This is a genomic window from Ancylomarina sp. YFZ004 (assembly GCF_054254355.1).
In genome coordinates this window covers 23,776-39,602 of sequence record NZ_JBTCHQ010000007.1, presented here as the reverse complement: position 1 = coordinate 39,602, position 15,827 = coordinate 23,776, and the positions used below count along the sequence as shown (strand labels likewise).

Below are 15,827 nucleotides of genomic sequence, written 5' to 3'. Positions count from 1 at the left end.
CTCCTTCTTATTTCTAATTCTTCTACACCCTCTACTAATTAATGATAAACAACCAAATAAACATGATGAATAATCATAAAATGAAGATTAAAAGGAATTTATTTCGTATCTTTAAAACAATTATATATATTACAGTCAGATTTCATTGGTCAAAATAAATTCAATTGCTTGTGGGGTCAACAGCAAAAATAGCGATTAGAGTGCTGAGTACTATGTTATTACTCAGTATCTTTTCGCATGTTTACTCTCAAGATCCAGTCGTTGCATTCATCAATAATTCGAATAAGACACTTTGCCCCCTAAACAATGGAATTGTCACTTCACTGCAAACCTCATCTCTAGAAATATCTGGTCCTACTGATAAAACATGGTTTGCTTCATATTCTGTAAATGGAGGACCTGCAGAAAATATGAATGGAGGCTTGGGTATAAACACTGGCACATTCGATTTTGAAATTAGTTTTAGAAATGATAGCCAAAAACTAAAGACCTTTAGTATAAATATTGAAAAAGCATGGTTAGAAGATGGTACTCAGCTTGATATTTCAGCAGATGACCGAACCAGAGATATAACGGTTTATCCTTTAACCAAACCCACTGTTCAAGCCTATGAGAGTAAAATCAAAACTAGTTCTGAATATGATTACACAGTCCTAATCGGAATGAATTCCATATATACCGGTGAACTACCATCCGGAGCAAATCAGGTAAGTTATCAAACAGAAATTATTGATGCCTATAAGTACATCAATTTTAGAGTTAAGTGGCAAGCAGAAGCGGGCATTACAACTTTCAAATCAATTGAAAGGACTGGTTTTGGTTGTTATAGCGATACCATCTACAGTAATATTGAGCTTAAAAATGAATTCAGCCTCAATTTAGGCGAAGATAGAAACATCTGTTCAGGTGAAGTCATTACCTTAAGTCCAACTATCGATCTTAAATCAGACTATTCCTACCTTTGGAAAACTGGTGAAACAACGGAAACAATAGAAGTTAATGAATCTGGAGAATATGAATTAACCGTTACCGACCTTAAAGACAATCAAAAAATAACAGATCAAATCGTTGTTACAGTACATGATGCGCCAGAAATTGATATAGCTGATGTTATTATGATGGATGGTGCTCCAATTCTAGTGAATATCCAAAAGGAGAATTGTACTTACCTTTGGTCTACAGGAGAAACGACAAGTGAAATTGAAATCTCAAGTCCCGGGGATTATTCAGTAATGATTACATCTGAATATGCTTGCAGTGATTCTAAATCATTTACCGTTAAAGATCAATCGTCATTTTTCACATTAAACCTCCCTAATATTATTCATATGTGTGCACAAGAGACTATGACTCTGAGCCCCTATATGGATATCGATCAAATCTACACTTATATATGGAGTACAGGCTCAACTGACAAGGTTATAGAAATCAGTAGCGAAGGCATATACACACTAACTGCTACTGATCCCAATGGATACACTCAAACAGCCAGTTCACAAATTTATTACCATTCTAAACCCATCGTTGATTTAGGCGACGACTTCATTTTGTGGGATGGAGAATCAAAACAGCTCGATGCTCAAAATGCTGGAGCAAGTTACGAGTGGAATACACTTGAAACAAGTCAAATGATCACAGTAAATTCTGGAGGTAATTTTTGGGTAAATGTTATAGATGAATACGGATGTGCTAATGCTGACACCGTATTGGTTGACTACAGAGAAGGTGAAAAATTCAGAATCGAATTGGGAGAAGACAAATCGATTTGCCAAGGTGATTCTGTACTGATTGTTCCTGAGATAATCGGTCATCCAACAGCACCACTGAGCTATAATTGGATAGATCAAAATCACAATGAATCTGAAATTTACTTGAAAGAAGATGGTGATTTCACATTAGAAGTAACAGACCAACTCGGTAATATTGAGAGCGCTCAAATTCACATCACTGTTCATCCTACCCCTATTGTTAACTTAGGAGAAGATATTATCGATTATCCTAATATAGAACACAAGTTAATTGCTAATATTGATAAGGTAAACTACAATTGGTCTACTGGAGAAATTACAAAATCGATTACCATTCAGAAGACAGGTACCTATTGGGTAGAGGTTATTAATGAAGCTCAATGTTCAGCACGTGACTCCATTTATGTGAAATTCTTAAATGATTACCCCTTTGTTGGTTTACCTAAAGCATTTTCTCCCAATGGAGATAGCCATAACGACTTACTTTTTGTGCGCGGTATTGATATCCATAAAATCAAGCTCACGATATACAATCGAAGTGGTAAAAAAGTGTTTGAAACGTCTGATATTAATCAAGGATGGGATGGAACTTACAATGGTCATTATCAAGAAATGGATAGTTACTATTATAATTTAGACATCACCTACACCAATGGTGTTATCAGAACAAAGACAGGTAAATTTGCTCTTCTCAAGTAATTACCTACCATACTAATCACTTCACACTAATATTTTCACCTTTTACCGATTAACTACATTGGAATTTCTCTTTACAAAAGCATTTTGTTAAATTAGACTCTCTTAACTTAATTATTTAACTTATGCTTAAAGCTTCCAAGCTATCTAAAACATATAAAGACATAAAGGCTTTATCAGGTATTTCACTTGAAGTAAAAAAAGGTGAATTATATGGTTTACTAGGTCCCAACGGAGCAGGTAAAAGTACTTGCATCAATATTCTGAGTTCTCTAATAAAACCAGATTCAGGAGAAGTTTTTTATGATGGGAAATTACTTTCTGAAAACAGAAAAAATTGCAGACAAATACTTGGAGTCGTTCCTCAAGAAATTGCTCTTTACGAAGACCTAACAGCCTTCGAAAACTTGATATTCTGGGGAAAGCTATATGGCATAAAAGGAAAAACTCTTGAAAGTAAGATTGATGAACTTTTGCATATGTTAGGCTTATACGACAGACGCAAGCATAAAGTCAAGACTTATTCTGGTGGTATGAAAAGACGCATTAATATTGCTGCCGCACTTCTTCACGATCCTGAAATTGTATTTATGGATGAGCCCACAGTAGGCATCGATCCGCAAAGTAGGAACCTAATTTTTGAAGTAATAGAACAACTTCATTCCAAAGGCTTAACTATGATTTATACGACGCATTATATGGAAGAAGCCGAGCGTTTGTGTGACAGAATTGGAATTATTGACGAAGGAAAAATACTAAGAGAAGGTACATTGGCTGAATTAAGAAAAGCCTCATCTATTAAAGAAGAGATCAAGCTTAAATTCTCGAATCCGGAGAAGAATGAGCTTATTGACCTAAAGATAAAACACGAACAAAACCTGATTTTAAATGAACATCAACTTGTTCTTTCATCGAATCAGTCAGATGTTGATTTACCCCTATTGATTCAAGATTGCCTAGCCTCCCAATTAAAAATTGAGAATATCAGTATTAGCAATGTGAACCTAGAATCGATATTTCTTGAGTTAACTGGAAAATCACTAAGAGATTAGTTTTCTAAATCATTGAATCCTTCATCAAAACACCCACGAACATGTTCAATTTAGCATTAAAAGATATACAACAATATTTCAAGGACAAAACAGCTGTTTTCCTTTCTTTACTATTGCCAATAGCCCTAATGACAATTTTTGCCTTTATGTACGGCGGTATTGGCTCCTCTAATGAATCTAAACCAATCACCCTTCTTTTTACCGATCAGGATAGTACTGAGATTTCAAAAGAAATTTACACAAAATTGGATTCTCTTGATGGACTCAAGCTTGTAAGCAAGCCCTTAGCTGAAGCAAAAGAATTAATAAAGAAAGGAAAGAGTGCTTCCGCTTTTGTTCTGTATGAGGGCTTTCAAGATTCAGTTAATTCAGGTCAGAAGCTCCCTATGGAGCTTTTCTATGACGAAGCCAAAGAAATTGAGGTTGGTTTGCTTCAACAAGCTCTATGGTCCAACCTGTTTGGCATTACCATGAAGAAAACTATCAAAGGTAAAATCGATGATTGGGTTTTAGAGAAGAATCCTGATTTGTCCTCATCAGAATTGGATGATATTCGCGCACAGGTTTCAGAGCAATTCGATGGTTTTGAACAGTCAGAAGATAATTCTGAAATCAAAGAAGATTCAAAATTACCGATGACTGCACTTGTTGGTGAAAAGAAAAATGGTAACCTAGGCTTGATTCAGTCTGTTGCAGGCATGGCTATAATGATGCTATTATTTAGCGTTTCGGCTAGTGGTGCTTCTTTATTGACAGAGAAGGAAGAAGGAACTTTAAGACGTTTACTTGTGGCACCTATCTCTCCTTCTAGTATCCTTTACGGCAAAATGTTGTCAACGCTATTTCTAGCTATTTTACAACTAACTGTTATGTTCTTGTATTCGTGGTTAGCACTTGGCTTAGATATTCTCATTAATCTTCCAGCATTGATTCTCATGATTCTATCTTCTGCAGTTGCCTGTAGTAGTTTTGGAATTTTTATGGCTTCGGTATGTAAAAGTCGTAAGCAGGTAGAAAGTCTATCAACTCTAATCATTCTTGTCTTATCAGCTCTGGGCGGAAGCATGATGCCCATGATCTTTATGCCTGCTATTATGCAAAAAATTGCCGTTATATCAGTGAACTATTGGGCTATGGATGGTTTCTTTGATATTTTCTGGAGGCAACTTCCAATAATTGATATTATTCCAAATGTCTTAGTTCTTCTTGGTATTGGATTCGGACTAACTGCTGTATCCGTCATCAGTTTCCGAAAGAGTATTCTTAAGATGATGTAATTATAAACGAAATTCAAATAAAATAAGAAAGGCTGCTGGATTACTCCAACAGCCTTTTGTTTTATTCTTTAATTGGGATTACTCCACAATGTTCATTTCTTCCAAAAGGTAACCTGCACCTGCAAATTTATCAACGATAAATAAGACGTAACGGATATCTAATGATACGTTTCTACAGATAGTAGCATCATACATTAAGTCAGACATTACACCTTCCCAGGCACGGTCGAAATTCAATCCGATAAGTTCACCATTAGCGTTTAACACAGGAGAACCTGAGTTACCACCAGTTGTATGGTTTGTTGCTGCAAAACAAACATTCATTTGTCCATTCTGTCCGTAACGACCATAATCTTTACCTGCATATAAATCTCTTAACGTCTGAGGAACATCATAATCGAAAATATTTGGATTATCCTTTTCGATGATACCTTCAAGAGTTGTATAGAAATCGTAGTTTACAGCATTTCTTGCTTTATAACCAGCAACTTTACCAAAGTGAACACGGAAAGTTGAGTTAGCATCAGCATAAAACACTTTATCCGATTCCATAGCCATTAAACCAGCCATATAAGTACGTTGCAACTTATCAACCTTATTCTTTAATTCACCGTACTTAGGGCTAATTGCCGTTTTGTACAAATCAAGAATACTCATTGCTAAAACGTAAGCAGGATCTTTAGCAATTTTCTTCGCATTAGAAGCCTTGTAGTTAGCCAATAGGTTCTCAAGTTTAGCTTGATTTGCCAATAACGATTTAGCCATTGCTTTTTTCGCGTAAGCTTTAAAATCACCTTTATATTTTTTAGCAATCACCTTCAACTCTTCTGGTTGAAATTTAACTTCAACATTGTCAAAATACATGCTCATCATTGCTTCTAACAATTTCTGATCTGTAGGCTGATTGTAGTTCTTATAAAAAGAAGCAGCTTTCTTTTGCAAGCCTTTTACCTCTTTAGCAATTGCTTCTGAATCTTTCTTATCCAAAGAAACAAGCTTTTTGAAGCTACCTGCAAATTTCACAACCTCTGATCCTGATAAACCCGCTTCAATAGCGTAGTCACGAGCTAAACTATATGGAGTCATTTCTTCATAGATACCTTTCATTTGATCAAGAATACCAGCATACTTCGCCTTAAGTTTCTCATCAGAATTAGCCCAAGCTTCAAATTTTGCCTCAAGTTCCTTCTTCTTAGCAATCGCATTCAAACGATTTAAGCCTGTGATCTCACCTTGCCATCTTTTCCAAGAGTTAGCAACACCAGCATATTTTGCAGAGTATTGAATTCTCACCATTGGTGAAGCATCCATATCGGCACGCATTAGGTCAAGCTTCTTAGTTCTCAACTTAATTTTGTGAGGGTTATCAACCTGAGTCATCATCTCCAAAGCGTATGAAGATAAATACTCTGTTGTTGTCCCTGGGTAGCCGAATACCATTGTAAAATCACCTTCGTTAACACCTTTCAAAGAAATTTTGAATGATGTCTTAGGCTGCATTGGCACATTCTCTGTTGAATAAGAAGCAGGCTTGTTATCCTTATTAGAATAAATTCTAAACATTGAAAAATCACCTGTATGACGTGGCCACATCCAGTTGTCAGTATCACCACCAAATTTTCCGATAGCTGATGGAGGTGCACCCACTAAACGTACATCCTGAAAAATCTCATAAACTGAAAGGAAAAACTGGTTACCTGCAAAATAAGCTTTTACATTAGCACGGTACTCAGAATCTTTCTCTGTAGCAGCTTCAATTTTCTTGATATTTTTTTTGATGATTTTAGAACGCTCATCTTCTTTAGTTTCATCATTAATTCCCTTAAGAACTTCAGCAGTTACATCAGCCATACGAATTAGGAAAGAAGCTGTAATACCTTCGTTTACCAATTCTTCGCCTTTGTTCATTGCCCAAAAACCATCCTTAAGATAGTCGTTCTCTAAAGTTGAGTGAGCTTGAATTGCACCGTATCCACAGTGGTGGTTGGTTACAATAAGTCCTTGATCTGAAATCAATTCTCCTGTACAGAAATGACGGAATGGTCTTCCTTCTCGCCCTAATCCAACGACAGCATCTTTCAAGCAAGCCTGATTAACGTCATAAATATCCTCAGCAGTCAGCTTAAATCCAGCTTTCTGCATGTCTTCAATATTGTATTTTTTCAAAAGCATAGGAATCCACATTCCCTCATCTGCTTTTACCTGGTTACCGACTAATAATAGTACGGCCGTCAGTAATAATGTCAATTTTCTTAACATGGTTTGTTGTAGTTTGTTATTTTTTATATAATTATAAATTGTGAGTTATGAATGATGAATTAATTTCATCAAACAAACTCTACTCACTCTTATTCTTCTTTGTTGATAATATGATACTTCGAATTATTTTCAACAATTCACTTGCATCTGATTCTAAGGAATGAAATTCCTCTTTTGTGATATAGTCAGTCTCTTTAAGTAACTCTAACCAATACAAGGTTTCATCAGCTTCTTTTTGAGATATAGCAAGTTTATGAATGAAGTCGGCTTTGCTTTCTGCATTTTGACTTTCTCGTACATTAGCACCAATCGAAGTCCCAGAACGCATAAGTTGTTTGCTTAATATGTATTCTTTCTTTTCACTTTTAAGATACTTATAAAGCATTACGACTCTTACTGCAAACCTAAACGACTTTTCTTTGATTACATTTCCATTCATAATTTATAACTCCTAATTCATAATTAAAAGCAATCGTAATTAATAAATCGTAATTCGTAATTAAAACTTGTTGAGTTCTTGATATAAGCGCTGAATAGGTAATCCTACAACGTTAAAATAAGAACCTTCAATACCATCTATACCAACAAAACCGATCCACTCTTGAATGCCATAAGCACCAGCTTTGTCAAACGGTTTATAATTGTCGATATAATAATTGATTTCCTCGATACTCAATGCCTTAAAATGAACATGTGTCGTGGTTGAGAATGTCGCTTCTTTTTCTTTTGATTTAAGACAAACACCAGAAATTACCTGATGTGATCGACCGGATAAAGTCTTCAGCATGTTTACAGCTTCTTCTCTGTCCTTAGGTTTTCCTAAAACCATATCGTCAACACAAACAATGGTATCGGCTGTAATCACCAATTCCTTTTCATTCATATCAAGCACAAAAGCCTCTGCTTTTAACTTAGCCAAATAGACAGGAATCTCTTCCCCTTTAAGATGATCGGGATAGACCTCCTCAACATCTTTAGTTTGAATTTTAAAATCGAGTCCCAATTCTTTCAACATCTGATGACGTCGTGGCGATTGAGAAGCCAATATCAATTGATAATCTTTAAGATTATTCAACATAAGTTTAAAAATTTGTATTTGAGAGAATATGATTGACTACAAAAGCATATGAAATGCCAGCAAGTATAGCCAATCGTAATAAAAACACCCCGAATTTCAAGCTCTCATCCTTTTTCAGTTTCACAACCAAATAAGAAAGCAAAAGCAATGGGATAATAATTAAAAGACTAAAGTACCAAGGCGTAATCTTATCAACTGGTGCATTTAAGAATTGATACCATACACCAAAAACTGACACACTTAAAAACAAAATTAAGCTGACAATAACTATTTTAGTCCATTTAAAACCAATAACAGAAGGTAAACTTCTTCGCCCTATTTCCTTATCCCCTTTTACTGAAACTAAATCTCGAATAAATTGATGAATCAGCACTGCAAAGAAAGAAAAGAAAGAAAAGGCTCCAACCCAATATAAGAGGTAATCAAAATTTGTTTCTGAGGCTACTAAAACTTCAGCATAAGTTTTATTTAAAGGTGGAATCTCGAAGACAACCACCAAAAATGGAATTGCAGCTCCTATAAAGGCTAAGACTAAATTCCCAAGTATAAAATGGTTCTTATATGAAGTTGAATAAAACCACAATAAGCCACCTGCCATAAAAAAGATCAAGACGAATTGCCAATGCCCAACTTTATAAGACACATAGCCACCCAATACCAAACCAATAAAACTAAGAACCTGATGCAACATGAGTGAAATACGACGACTAATTCGTCTTCCTACTATCACGTCACGCTTATTTAAACGATCGGCTTTGCAATCGAAATAATCGTTAATAATGTAGCCCCCAGCTGCAATAAAAAGAGTTGCTATCACCAAAATTGCAAAATCAATATCGCTCAGTTGTAAGTGAATTCTATTAATCGCCAAAATTGGCTGAATAATAAAATATCGCATCACATATTGCGTAAGAGCAATAATAATCAGATTGGGTAAGCGAATCAATTTTAAAAAGCTGAGCATTATAAATAAGGTTAAAGTGAAAAAGCTTAAAGTAAAGAAATGGTTTTATTCGTCAACAGAAAACGGGTAAACGAGAACCTTAAATACTTTGAATCTTAGTATCTGTAGCATACCAGTCACCATGCGCACGAAGCACCTGCTCCATCACATCGCGAACTGCTGCACATCCTCCGTCCATATCAGAGATATAAGAAGAAATCTCTTTAATCTGAGTCACTGCATTCTTTGGACAGGTTGGCACACCTACACGCTTCATCACTTCATAATCAGGCAAATCATCGCCCATATACATGATGTTTTCCTCAGCAACATTATGCTTTGATAGGAAATCTTCGAAATCGGCAATCTTATCCTTCGACGACATATAAATATCTTGAACACCTAAACCACGGTAGCGCTTTTCAATCGCAGCAGACGTTCCACCAGTAATAATTGCAACTGGATAACCTTTTTTCACAGCATACTGAATCGCATAACCATCCTTCGTATTTGCTGTCCTCAACAACTCACCATCAGAGTCGATAGTAATACACTCGGTAGACAATACTCCGTCCACATCGAAAATGAAAGCCTTAACTTTCATTAAATCTTCTTTAAAAAAGGCCATATATATTAAAATTTACTTTTGTTACACCTGAATTATTCTAAGTTAAATCAACTGATAATCTTGATTTTAATCAATCATTCTCATTAGAATGTGAATGATAAATACTTTCACTTACAAATCTATACAAATTTTGAAAATCAGGATGCATATTTAGGCTTTCCTCGTGTGCTTTTATAACATCTTCGTCAAACCGAACAGCAGGACCTGTTTGTGCTGCTTTGGCTGGCATTTCCTGAACCTTTTCAGCGGTCTCTAAAATCAATGGTTTCAGCAAATCAAAATCCATCCCTTCTTCCTGAAGCAATTCTTGGCCAATTTGATACATATGATTGGTGAAATTACAAGTAAACACGGCTGCCAAATGCAATTGCTTACGCTGATTTGATGATAGTAATTGAACTGAATTCGATATTTTATTCCCCATAAGTACCAATTCCGATTCTAGATCAGTACTTATAGCCTCAATACATAGAGGTATCTTTGAAAAATCAACCTGACGAGCCTTTGAGAAAGTTTGCAAGGGATAAAACACACCAAAAGTAGACGTATAGTTTTCGAACACAGACATAGGTAAACTACCAGCCGTATGCGCGAGAAATTTATTTTTCAGCTGAAGAGCCTCTAAAGCATTAGGCAAAGCCTTATCACTTAAAGCGAATATATATAAATCGGCATCACGCCTCACCTCTGCATAATCGCAACAAGAATCAGCATCAACTTGCTTAGCCAAAGTATCAGCAGAAAGCTGTGTTCTACTATAAACCTGAAGGATATTATAGTTCGCTTGCTTTAAAGCCAAAGCCAAATGTGTTGCCAGGTTTCCAGCGCCAATAAATACAATATTTTTAATCATTTCCGATATCTTATCATTTAGATAAATCTTGTAAAAGTAAATCCTCAGGCGAGGCCGCTATATTTTTCAAAGGAATTTTCCCCTTATCTATCATCGAAAAGAGATGTTTGCAGGCCCCCTTTAAATCGTCGTACATATCCTCTGCAACCAATACCAAACGATCGTCGTGCCACTCTAAATGATTCAATTCTGTTGTTTGCTTATCGCGCGATAGCAGATGTAACGACTTACTTGGCACAAAAGAATGCGTTAACTGATTGCGCAATCTATCATACAACCAATGGTCATTATTAACGACTCGGTATTTATTCCCCATGAGGATATTAAGTGCTTTTGAAAATCGCTTGGACGATTGAGCTTTTGCCTTCATTGGTTTGTTGTCGAGAAAACAACCCAAAGCTTCAATGGCTTGCCCCATCAGTATAAATGAAAAGAAATAAAAGCCCTCTTTCTGCAATCGACCAATCTCATCAATAAAGATTCTCGATATAAATTTCTTCTCCTGTTCTGCCTTTATTTTATCCATCTCACAAATTTATAGCATTTGCCTGATAATATCGATTATATACACTAAAAATCGCTTTAAAGTCTCAGATATGCTAAGCACATCTAATTCTTATTTATTCGTACATTTGCCCAATAATTTAATCATGCACATTCCATCACAAAACATATGAAAGGTAAACTTTATTTAATACCAACGACTTTAGGCGATACAGGCCTTGATTCGGTTATTCCTAAGGATATTCAAGAACTGATTCCAACAATCAAGCACTTTATTGTTGAAAATATTAGAACGGCTCGTCGTTACCTAAAATTGGTTGATCGCAATATCAATATAGATGAACTCAGTTTTTATGAGCTAAACAAACACAGTTCTCCTGATGCTATTTCTGATTATTTGAAGGCGATTAAGGAACACGACATGGGAATTATATCAGAGGCTGGTTGTCCTGGTGTTGCCGACCCAGGTGCTGATGTGGTAAAATTAGCCCACGAGAAAAACATTCGAATTATTCCTTTAGTTGGGCCTTCGTCAATTCTACTTTCTTTGATGGCTTCGGGTTTCAACGGACAAAGTTTTTCTTTCAATGGCTACATCCCCATTAAGGACGGCGAACGAGTAAAAAGAATCAAACAAATGGAAAATCGTTCAGTAAACGAAAACCAAACTCAGATTTTTATCGAGGCCCCTTACCGTAATATGAAACTGTTGGAAGATTTAGCCAAAGAATGTAGCGCTGGAACTAAAATTTGTGTCGCAGTTGATATCACTATGGAAACGGAATTCATCAAAACACTTCCCGCTAAGCAGTGGAAATCACAAATGCCCGAATTACACAAACGACCAACTATCTTTTTATTACACAAGGATAAGTAGAGATCTTTTAAACGATTACAAAAAGGGAATTAATTCCCCATAATGACGAAATTTCCAGGATGAACATATTAAAATGTTATTTTTGAAATTATGCGAATTTTGTAATTATGTGAATATTATTTCAAGATTAGACAATTTCTATGAAGAGCTATCGAGATAATCGGTAGCTCTTTTTTTATTAACACAAATAAAAGCAATATGTAAATAATAATTATATTTACTTCTGATTAAATCCCAACTCTTAACTATGATTTCATTCAAAATAGGTCAATATATTATTTCTAAGAAGGCTATTCTTCATATCATATTTGGATGCTTTGGAACTGGTATGATAATCGGTGCTAATATAGCCGCTGATGTATTTTCTGCACCAATTGTATTCTTGTTTGTTATTCCCATTTGGTTCCCACTCATTAAAGGAATAAGAGAAGGTATTTCAAAAGAAAGTCAAGCCTAATTTAATACAAGATGAGCCCACTCCTTTAACAAGAGTGGGCTCATTCTTTATATCTATTATCCAATGAAACTACAAGCTCTTATAAAAGGCAGGTAATTCTTTTTTAAACTTCTCAATAGCTTTTGGTAAGCTTTCGTAAGTACGACCACCTGCTGCGTTAATATGACCACCTCCATTATAGAAGTCGCGAGCCATTTGGTTGATTGGAATATCACCTTTCGATCGGAAAGATATCTTAACACAATCGTCCTTTTCCATAAAAATGACAGAAATATTAATGCCTTTTATAGATAGAGGGTAGTTGACAAATCCTTCTGTATCGCCATCCTGATATTCAAAATCTGCTAGAGTCTCTTTTGTCAAATGAATAATTGCTGCCTCATATTCAGGTAGGAGTTCCATACCCTCATTCAAACAATAGCCTAATAGCTTCATTCTATTGGCCGAGTAGTTATCAAAAATCTTATCGTGAACCTTAGCTTTATCAATTCCTTTATCCATCAAATCACCAACAATCTCATAAATTCGCTTATTCGACGAATTATAGCTTAAGCTTCCTGTATCAGTAATAATTCCAGTATAAAGACATTCAGCAATATCCTTATCAATTTGGTCGTTACCACCAATCGCATCAATAAATTCATACACCATTTCGCAGGTTGAACACATGGCTGTATCCGAAATGGTGATATCTGCAATATCCTCAGGCATTGGGTGGTGATCGATCATGATTTTAGTAGCTGTATGCTTCTCCAATAGCTTTCCAACATCACCAGAACGCTTAAACGAATTGTGATCAAGAATAAAAATCAAATCAGACTCATTGATGTAAGTTGTACAAGCTTCTTCAGCTTTTTCAAAAACATCCAATTCCTCATCGCCATGCAACCAAGTTAAAAACTCAGGATAAGCATTAGGACAAATTGCTTTCACTTGCTTGCCTTGCTTTTTCAAATAGCGCATTAAAGCTAATGACGAACCGATGGCATCACCATCAGGCCCAGCATGAGGGACAATTACAATTTGATTCGCTTTTAGTATATAATCTTTGGCTGATAAGCTCAATTCTAAATCTATTCTGTTTTGCATGATCCTATTTTTCTCTCTTTAAATTCAAGTTTGCTAAATTACTCATTATTTTAAAAGAATATGGAATAAATTTCATGCGAATTAAGTAGACATAAGATAGACTGTAAATGCCTTAAGATTCGAAGATTTATTAGCTTATTTTTAAAGCTAAACCAATCGATCAAATCATCTAACACAGTGCTCTGCCAGACAATTAGAAGATCAGTCTCATTTTTCTTGCATTTTTATTTAGATTGATTAAATTTGTTTCACTAACCAAAATAGAAGAATTATGAGAAGTGATAGAACTTTTACAATGATAAAACCAGATGCTGTAGCCAATGGATATATTGGTGATATTTTAGCTGCAATTACCAAGGGTGGCTTTAGAATAGCAGCTATGAAATATACGCATATCAGCAAGGAGCAAGCAGAAGTTTTTTACGAAGTGCACAAGGAAAGACCATTTTATGGCGAGCTGACTGACTTTATGAGTTCAGGACCAATTGTAGCTGCTATACTTGAAAAAGAAAATGCTGTTGCTGACTTCAGAAAATTAATTGGAGCAACTAATCCTGCAGATGCTGAAGAAGGAACAATTCGTAAGCAGTTTGCTGAGTCCTTGTCGAAAAATGCCGTTCACGGTTCAGATAGCGATGAGAATGCTTGTATCGAAGGTGCATTCCACTTTTCAGGCTGTGAAATTTATTAAGTAGGCACAAAATAAAACATTGAAAGGTTCAAAAAGGTCCACAACTTTTTGAACCTTTTATCTTATTACGATATCGTCAATAATTTTTTCGTTGACTTCTTTATTTAAAGCCTGAATTAAACCTGTTTTAATCAGCATCAACTCACTGCGAACAATAGATGAACGCACATGCACAAACAATTTTTTATTCTTGATATAAAGATCTGTAGTCGCATTAGCCACATTCTTCCCAATCACTTTCTCCCAAGTCTTAATCAACTCCAATTCCTTCAATTTCACATCCAAGCCTTGTTCTTTTAAAACAAGCTTAACTAGTTCTTCTATTTTTTGTGTTCTCGATCGGCGCATAGTTAAAGGCTAAGGTAATAAGGTTAAAGGATAAAAAAATAAGGTTAAAGTAAAAAGGCTAAAGGGAAAAAAAAGGTGAATGATAAAGTTGATCAGTAATTGGACTTACAAATTGGTTACAGAGCCATCATCTAGTGCGAATAGTTTGTATGTCAAGTTCGACGAAGTCAGAATTTGATCCAAATGATCGCGATTGGTATCGGAAATGAAGATTTGCCCAAAACGGTCTTCTGAAACCAAGTGCACAATTTGCTCCACACGTTGGGTATCCAACTTGTCGAAAATATCATCAAGTAATAATATGGGATTGTAATCTGATAATTTCTTGATAAACTCGAATTGTGCCAATTTTAGAGCAATCAAATAGGTTTTCTGCTGGCCTTGTGAACCCATCTTTTTTATCGGATAATCACCTAAAGATAGGGTCAAGTCATCCTTATGAATACCAACCGTTGTGTATTGCATCACCTGATCTTTCAATCGGGCATGGCGCAACAAATCTCTCATTCCATGATCGTTCAACTGAGATTTATATTCCAGTTTCACAATCTCATTCCCTTGAGAAATGATATTATAGTATTCCTGAAAAACAGGCATAAGCTTATTCAAAAAGTCCTTACGCTTTTCGTGTATCGAAGCCGAAAGAATAACCATTTGCTCATCCCAAATGCTTAAGCTATCCTCTTCGAATTTACCACGGCGAGCAAAATCCTTAAGCAATTTGTTACGTTGTAAAATCACACGATTGTATCGAATCAAGTCATCAAGATATTTTCTATCGTACTGGGAAATCACACTGTCCATATACTTGCGTCTCTCCTCACTTCCATCAGTAATCAATCGCACATCAGCTGGAGAAACCATCACAATTGGTAAAAGTCCGATATGTTCCGAAAGTTTTTTATATTCCTTTTTGTTTCGCTTAAAATTCTTCTTCTGTCCACGTTTTACACCGCAATATATCAACTCATCCATCTCCTTACGCTTGTAACTCCCCTCGAGTACCATAAATAGTTCCTCGTGTTTGATGTTAAGTTGATCTGTTGAAGAAAAATAACTCTTACAAAAACTCAAATAATAAACCGCATCAAGCAGATTGGTTTTCCCCATACCATTATTGCCTATAAAACAGTTGATCTTAGGCGAAAGCTCTATTTCCAACTCTTTTATATTCTTGTAATTTATAAGGGACAAACGCTCTAAATGCATATATTTTATTTTTGCTTTAAGGACTAGACAATCTAATATTTATGTTCAGATTTTCAATTCCGCATCAAAAATACGAATAAAATCAGATACAGACTTAAATTCACACATTAATCAAAGG

At 35.5% G+C, this 15,827-nt stretch carries 16 protein-coding genes; 6 read left to right on the top strand and 10 right to left on the bottom strand.

The annotated features are described in order from the left end of the window. Positions 1-170: 170 nt before the first annotated feature. The 3 genes from ACXR6G_RS12305 (at position 171) to ACXR6G_RS12295 (ending at position 4,773) form a co-directional block, all read left to right on the top strand. Positions 171-2,447: a T9SS type B sorting domain-containing protein gene (locus ACXR6G_RS12305; RefSeq protein WP_458361735.1), complete on the top strand. Its 2,277-nt coding sequence runs from the start codon at positions 171-173 to the stop codon at positions 2,445-2,447. 122 nt (positions 2,448-2,569) lie between these two features. Continuing rightward, positions 2,570-3,496, top strand: a complete 927-nt coding sequence (locus tag ACXR6G_RS12300; protein WP_458361734.1) for an ABC transporter ATP-binding protein — start codon at positions 2,570-2,572, stop codon at positions 3,494-3,496. Between the two features lie 41 nt (positions 3,497-3,537). Then, the gene (locus tag ACXR6G_RS12295) at positions 3,538-4,773 is read left to right on the top strand and encodes an ABC transporter permease (RefSeq protein ID WP_458361733.1); all 1,236 of its coding nucleotides are present in this window, start codon (positions 3,538-3,540) and stop codon (positions 4,771-4,773) included. A gap of 78 nt (positions 4,774-4,851) precedes the next feature. On the opposite strand, the gene ACXR6G_RS12290 is transcribed toward ACXR6G_RS12295, so the two are convergent. The 7 genes from ACXR6G_RS12290 to ACXR6G_RS12260 form a co-directional block, all read right to left on the bottom strand. Continuing rightward, positions 4,852-7,032 (bottom strand): S46 family peptidase, encoded by a 2,181-nt coding sequence (locus ACXR6G_RS12290; RefSeq protein ID WP_458361732.1) that lies wholly within the window; start codon positions 7,030-7,032, stop codon positions 4,852-4,854. Between the two features lie 79 nt (positions 7,033-7,111). Then, on the bottom strand, positions 7,112-7,471 hold the full coding sequence (locus ACXR6G_RS12285) for a four helix bundle protein (protein WP_458361731.1): 360 nt from the start codon (positions 7,469-7,471) through the stop codon (positions 7,112-7,114). Between the two features lie 60 nt (positions 7,472-7,531). After that, positions 7,532-8,110: a Maf-like protein gene (locus ACXR6G_RS12280; protein WP_458361730.1), complete on the bottom strand. Its 579-nt coding sequence runs from the start codon at positions 8,108-8,110 to the stop codon at positions 7,532-7,534. Between the two features lie 4 nt (positions 8,111-8,114). Further along, the gene (locus ACXR6G_RS12275) at positions 8,115-9,074 is read right to left on the bottom strand and encodes a UbiA family prenyltransferase (RefSeq protein ID WP_458361729.1); all 960 of its coding nucleotides are present in this window, start codon (positions 9,072-9,074) and stop codon (positions 8,115-8,117) included. A gap of 79 nt (positions 9,075-9,153) precedes the next feature. Continuing rightward, on the bottom strand, positions 9,154-9,681 hold the full coding sequence (locus ACXR6G_RS12270) for a KdsC family phosphatase (RefSeq protein WP_458361728.1): 528 nt from the start codon (positions 9,679-9,681) through the stop codon (positions 9,154-9,156). Between the two features lie 70 nt (positions 9,682-9,751). Continuing rightward, a complete protein-coding gene (locus tag ACXR6G_RS12265) occupies positions 9,752-10,534 on the bottom strand; it encodes a Rossmann-like and DUF2520 domain-containing protein (protein ID WP_458361727.1) in 783 nt (260 codons plus the stop codon). A 13-nt stretch (positions 10,535-10,547) separates the two neighbouring features. Continuing rightward, on the bottom strand, positions 10,548-11,060 hold the full coding sequence (locus ACXR6G_RS12260; RefSeq protein WP_458361726.1) for a hypothetical protein: 513 nt from the start codon (positions 11,058-11,060) through the stop codon (positions 10,548-10,550). 147 nt (positions 11,061-11,207) lie between these two features. Here ACXR6G_RS12260 and ACXR6G_RS12255 point away from each other — a divergent pair, with 147 nt between their 5' ends. Next, on the top strand, positions 11,208-11,915 hold the full coding sequence (locus ACXR6G_RS12255) for an SAM-dependent methyltransferase (RefSeq protein WP_458361725.1): 708 nt from the start codon (positions 11,208-11,210) through the stop codon (positions 11,913-11,915). A 247-nt stretch (positions 11,916-12,162) separates the two neighbouring features. Then, entirely contained in the window at positions 12,163-12,372 is a 210-nt protein-coding gene (locus ACXR6G_RS12250; protein WP_458361724.1) for a hypothetical protein, read from the top strand. Between the two features lie 69 nt (positions 12,373-12,441). On the opposite strand, the gene ACXR6G_RS12245 is transcribed toward ACXR6G_RS12250, so the two are convergent. Further along, positions 12,442-13,461, bottom strand: coding sequence for a DHH family phosphoesterase (locus ACXR6G_RS12245; protein WP_458361723.1), 1,020 nt, complete (start codon positions 13,459-13,461; stop codon positions 12,442-12,444). A 271-nt stretch (positions 13,462-13,732) separates the two neighbouring features. Here ACXR6G_RS12245 and ACXR6G_RS12240 point away from each other — a divergent pair, with 271 nt between their 5' ends. Beyond that, entirely contained in the window at positions 13,733-14,152 is a 420-nt protein-coding gene (locus ACXR6G_RS12240; RefSeq protein ID WP_458361722.1) for a nucleoside-diphosphate kinase, read from the top strand. 57 nt (positions 14,153-14,209) lie between these two features. Here ACXR6G_RS12240 and ACXR6G_RS12235 read toward each other — a convergent pair whose 3' ends face one another. Both ACXR6G_RS12235 and recF read right to left on the bottom strand, forming a co-directional pair. Beyond that, a complete protein-coding gene (locus tag ACXR6G_RS12235; RefSeq protein WP_458361721.1) occupies positions 14,210-14,500 on the bottom strand; it encodes a DUF721 domain-containing protein in 291 nt (96 codons plus the stop codon). A 105-nt stretch (positions 14,501-14,605) separates the two neighbouring features. Next, the gene (gene recF, locus ACXR6G_RS12230; RefSeq protein ID WP_458361720.1) at positions 14,606-15,709 is read right to left on the bottom strand and encodes a DNA replication/repair protein RecF; all 1,104 of its coding nucleotides are present in this window, start codon (positions 15,707-15,709) and stop codon (positions 14,606-14,608) included. Positions 15,710-15,827 lie beyond the last annotated feature (118 nt).

What these genes read in the sequence shown, in the direction of transcription:
- ACXR6G_RS12300 (WP_458361734.1), top strand. Translation starts at nt 2,570, where the DNA reads ATGCTTAAAGCTTCCAAGCTATCTAAAACATATAAAGACATAAAGGCT.
- ACXR6G_RS12295 (WP_458361733.1), top strand. Translation starts at nt 3,538, where the DNA reads ATGTTCAATTTAGCATTAAAAGATATACAACAATATTTCAAGGACAAA.
- ACXR6G_RS12290 (WP_458361732.1), bottom strand. Translation starts at nt 7,032, where the DNA reads ATGTTAAGAAAATTGACATTATTACTGACGGCCGTACTATTATTAGTC.
- ACXR6G_RS12285 (WP_458361731.1), bottom strand. Translation starts at nt 7,471, where the DNA reads ATGAATGGAAATGTAATCAAAGAAAAGTCGTTTAGGTTTGCAGTAAGA.
- ACXR6G_RS12280 (WP_458361730.1), bottom strand. Translation starts at nt 8,110, where the DNA reads ATGTTGAATAATCTTAAAGATTATCAATTGATATTGGCTTCTCAATCG.
- ACXR6G_RS12275 (WP_458361729.1), bottom strand. Translation starts at nt 9,074, where the DNA reads ATGCTCAGCTTTTTAAAATTGATTCGCTTACCCAATCTGATTATTATT.
- ACXR6G_RS12270 (WP_458361728.1), bottom strand. Translation starts at nt 9,681, where the DNA reads ATGGCCTTTTTTAAAGAAGATTTAATGAAAGTTAAGGCTTTCATTTTC.
- ACXR6G_RS12265 (WP_458361727.1), bottom strand. Translation starts at nt 10,534, where the DNA reads ATGATTAAAAATATTGTATTTATTGGCGCTGGAAACCTGGCAACACAT.
- ACXR6G_RS12260 (WP_458361726.1), bottom strand. Translation starts at nt 11,060, where the DNA reads ATGGATAAAATAAAGGCAGAACAGGAGAAGAAATTTATATCGAGAATC.
- ACXR6G_RS12255 (WP_458361725.1), top strand. Translation starts at nt 11,208, where the DNA reads ATGAAAGGTAAACTTTATTTAATACCAACGACTTTAGGCGATACAGGC.
- ACXR6G_RS12250 (WP_458361724.1), top strand. Translation starts at nt 12,163, where the DNA reads ATGATTTCATTCAAAATAGGTCAATATATTATTTCTAAGAAGGCTATT.
- ACXR6G_RS12245 (WP_458361723.1), bottom strand. Translation starts at nt 13,461, where the DNA reads ATGCAAAACAGAATAGATTTAGAATTGAGCTTATCAGCCAAAGATTAT.
- ACXR6G_RS12240 (WP_458361722.1), top strand. Translation starts at nt 13,733, where the DNA reads ATGAGAAGTGATAGAACTTTTACAATGATAAAACCAGATGCTGTAGCC.
- ACXR6G_RS12235 (WP_458361721.1), bottom strand. Translation starts at nt 14,500, where the DNA reads ATGCGCCGATCGAGAACACAAAAAATAGAAGAACTAGTTAAGCTTGTT.
- recF (WP_458361720.1), bottom strand. Translation starts at nt 15,709, where the DNA reads ATGCATTTAGAGCGTTTGTCCCTTATAAATTACAAGAATATAAAAGAG.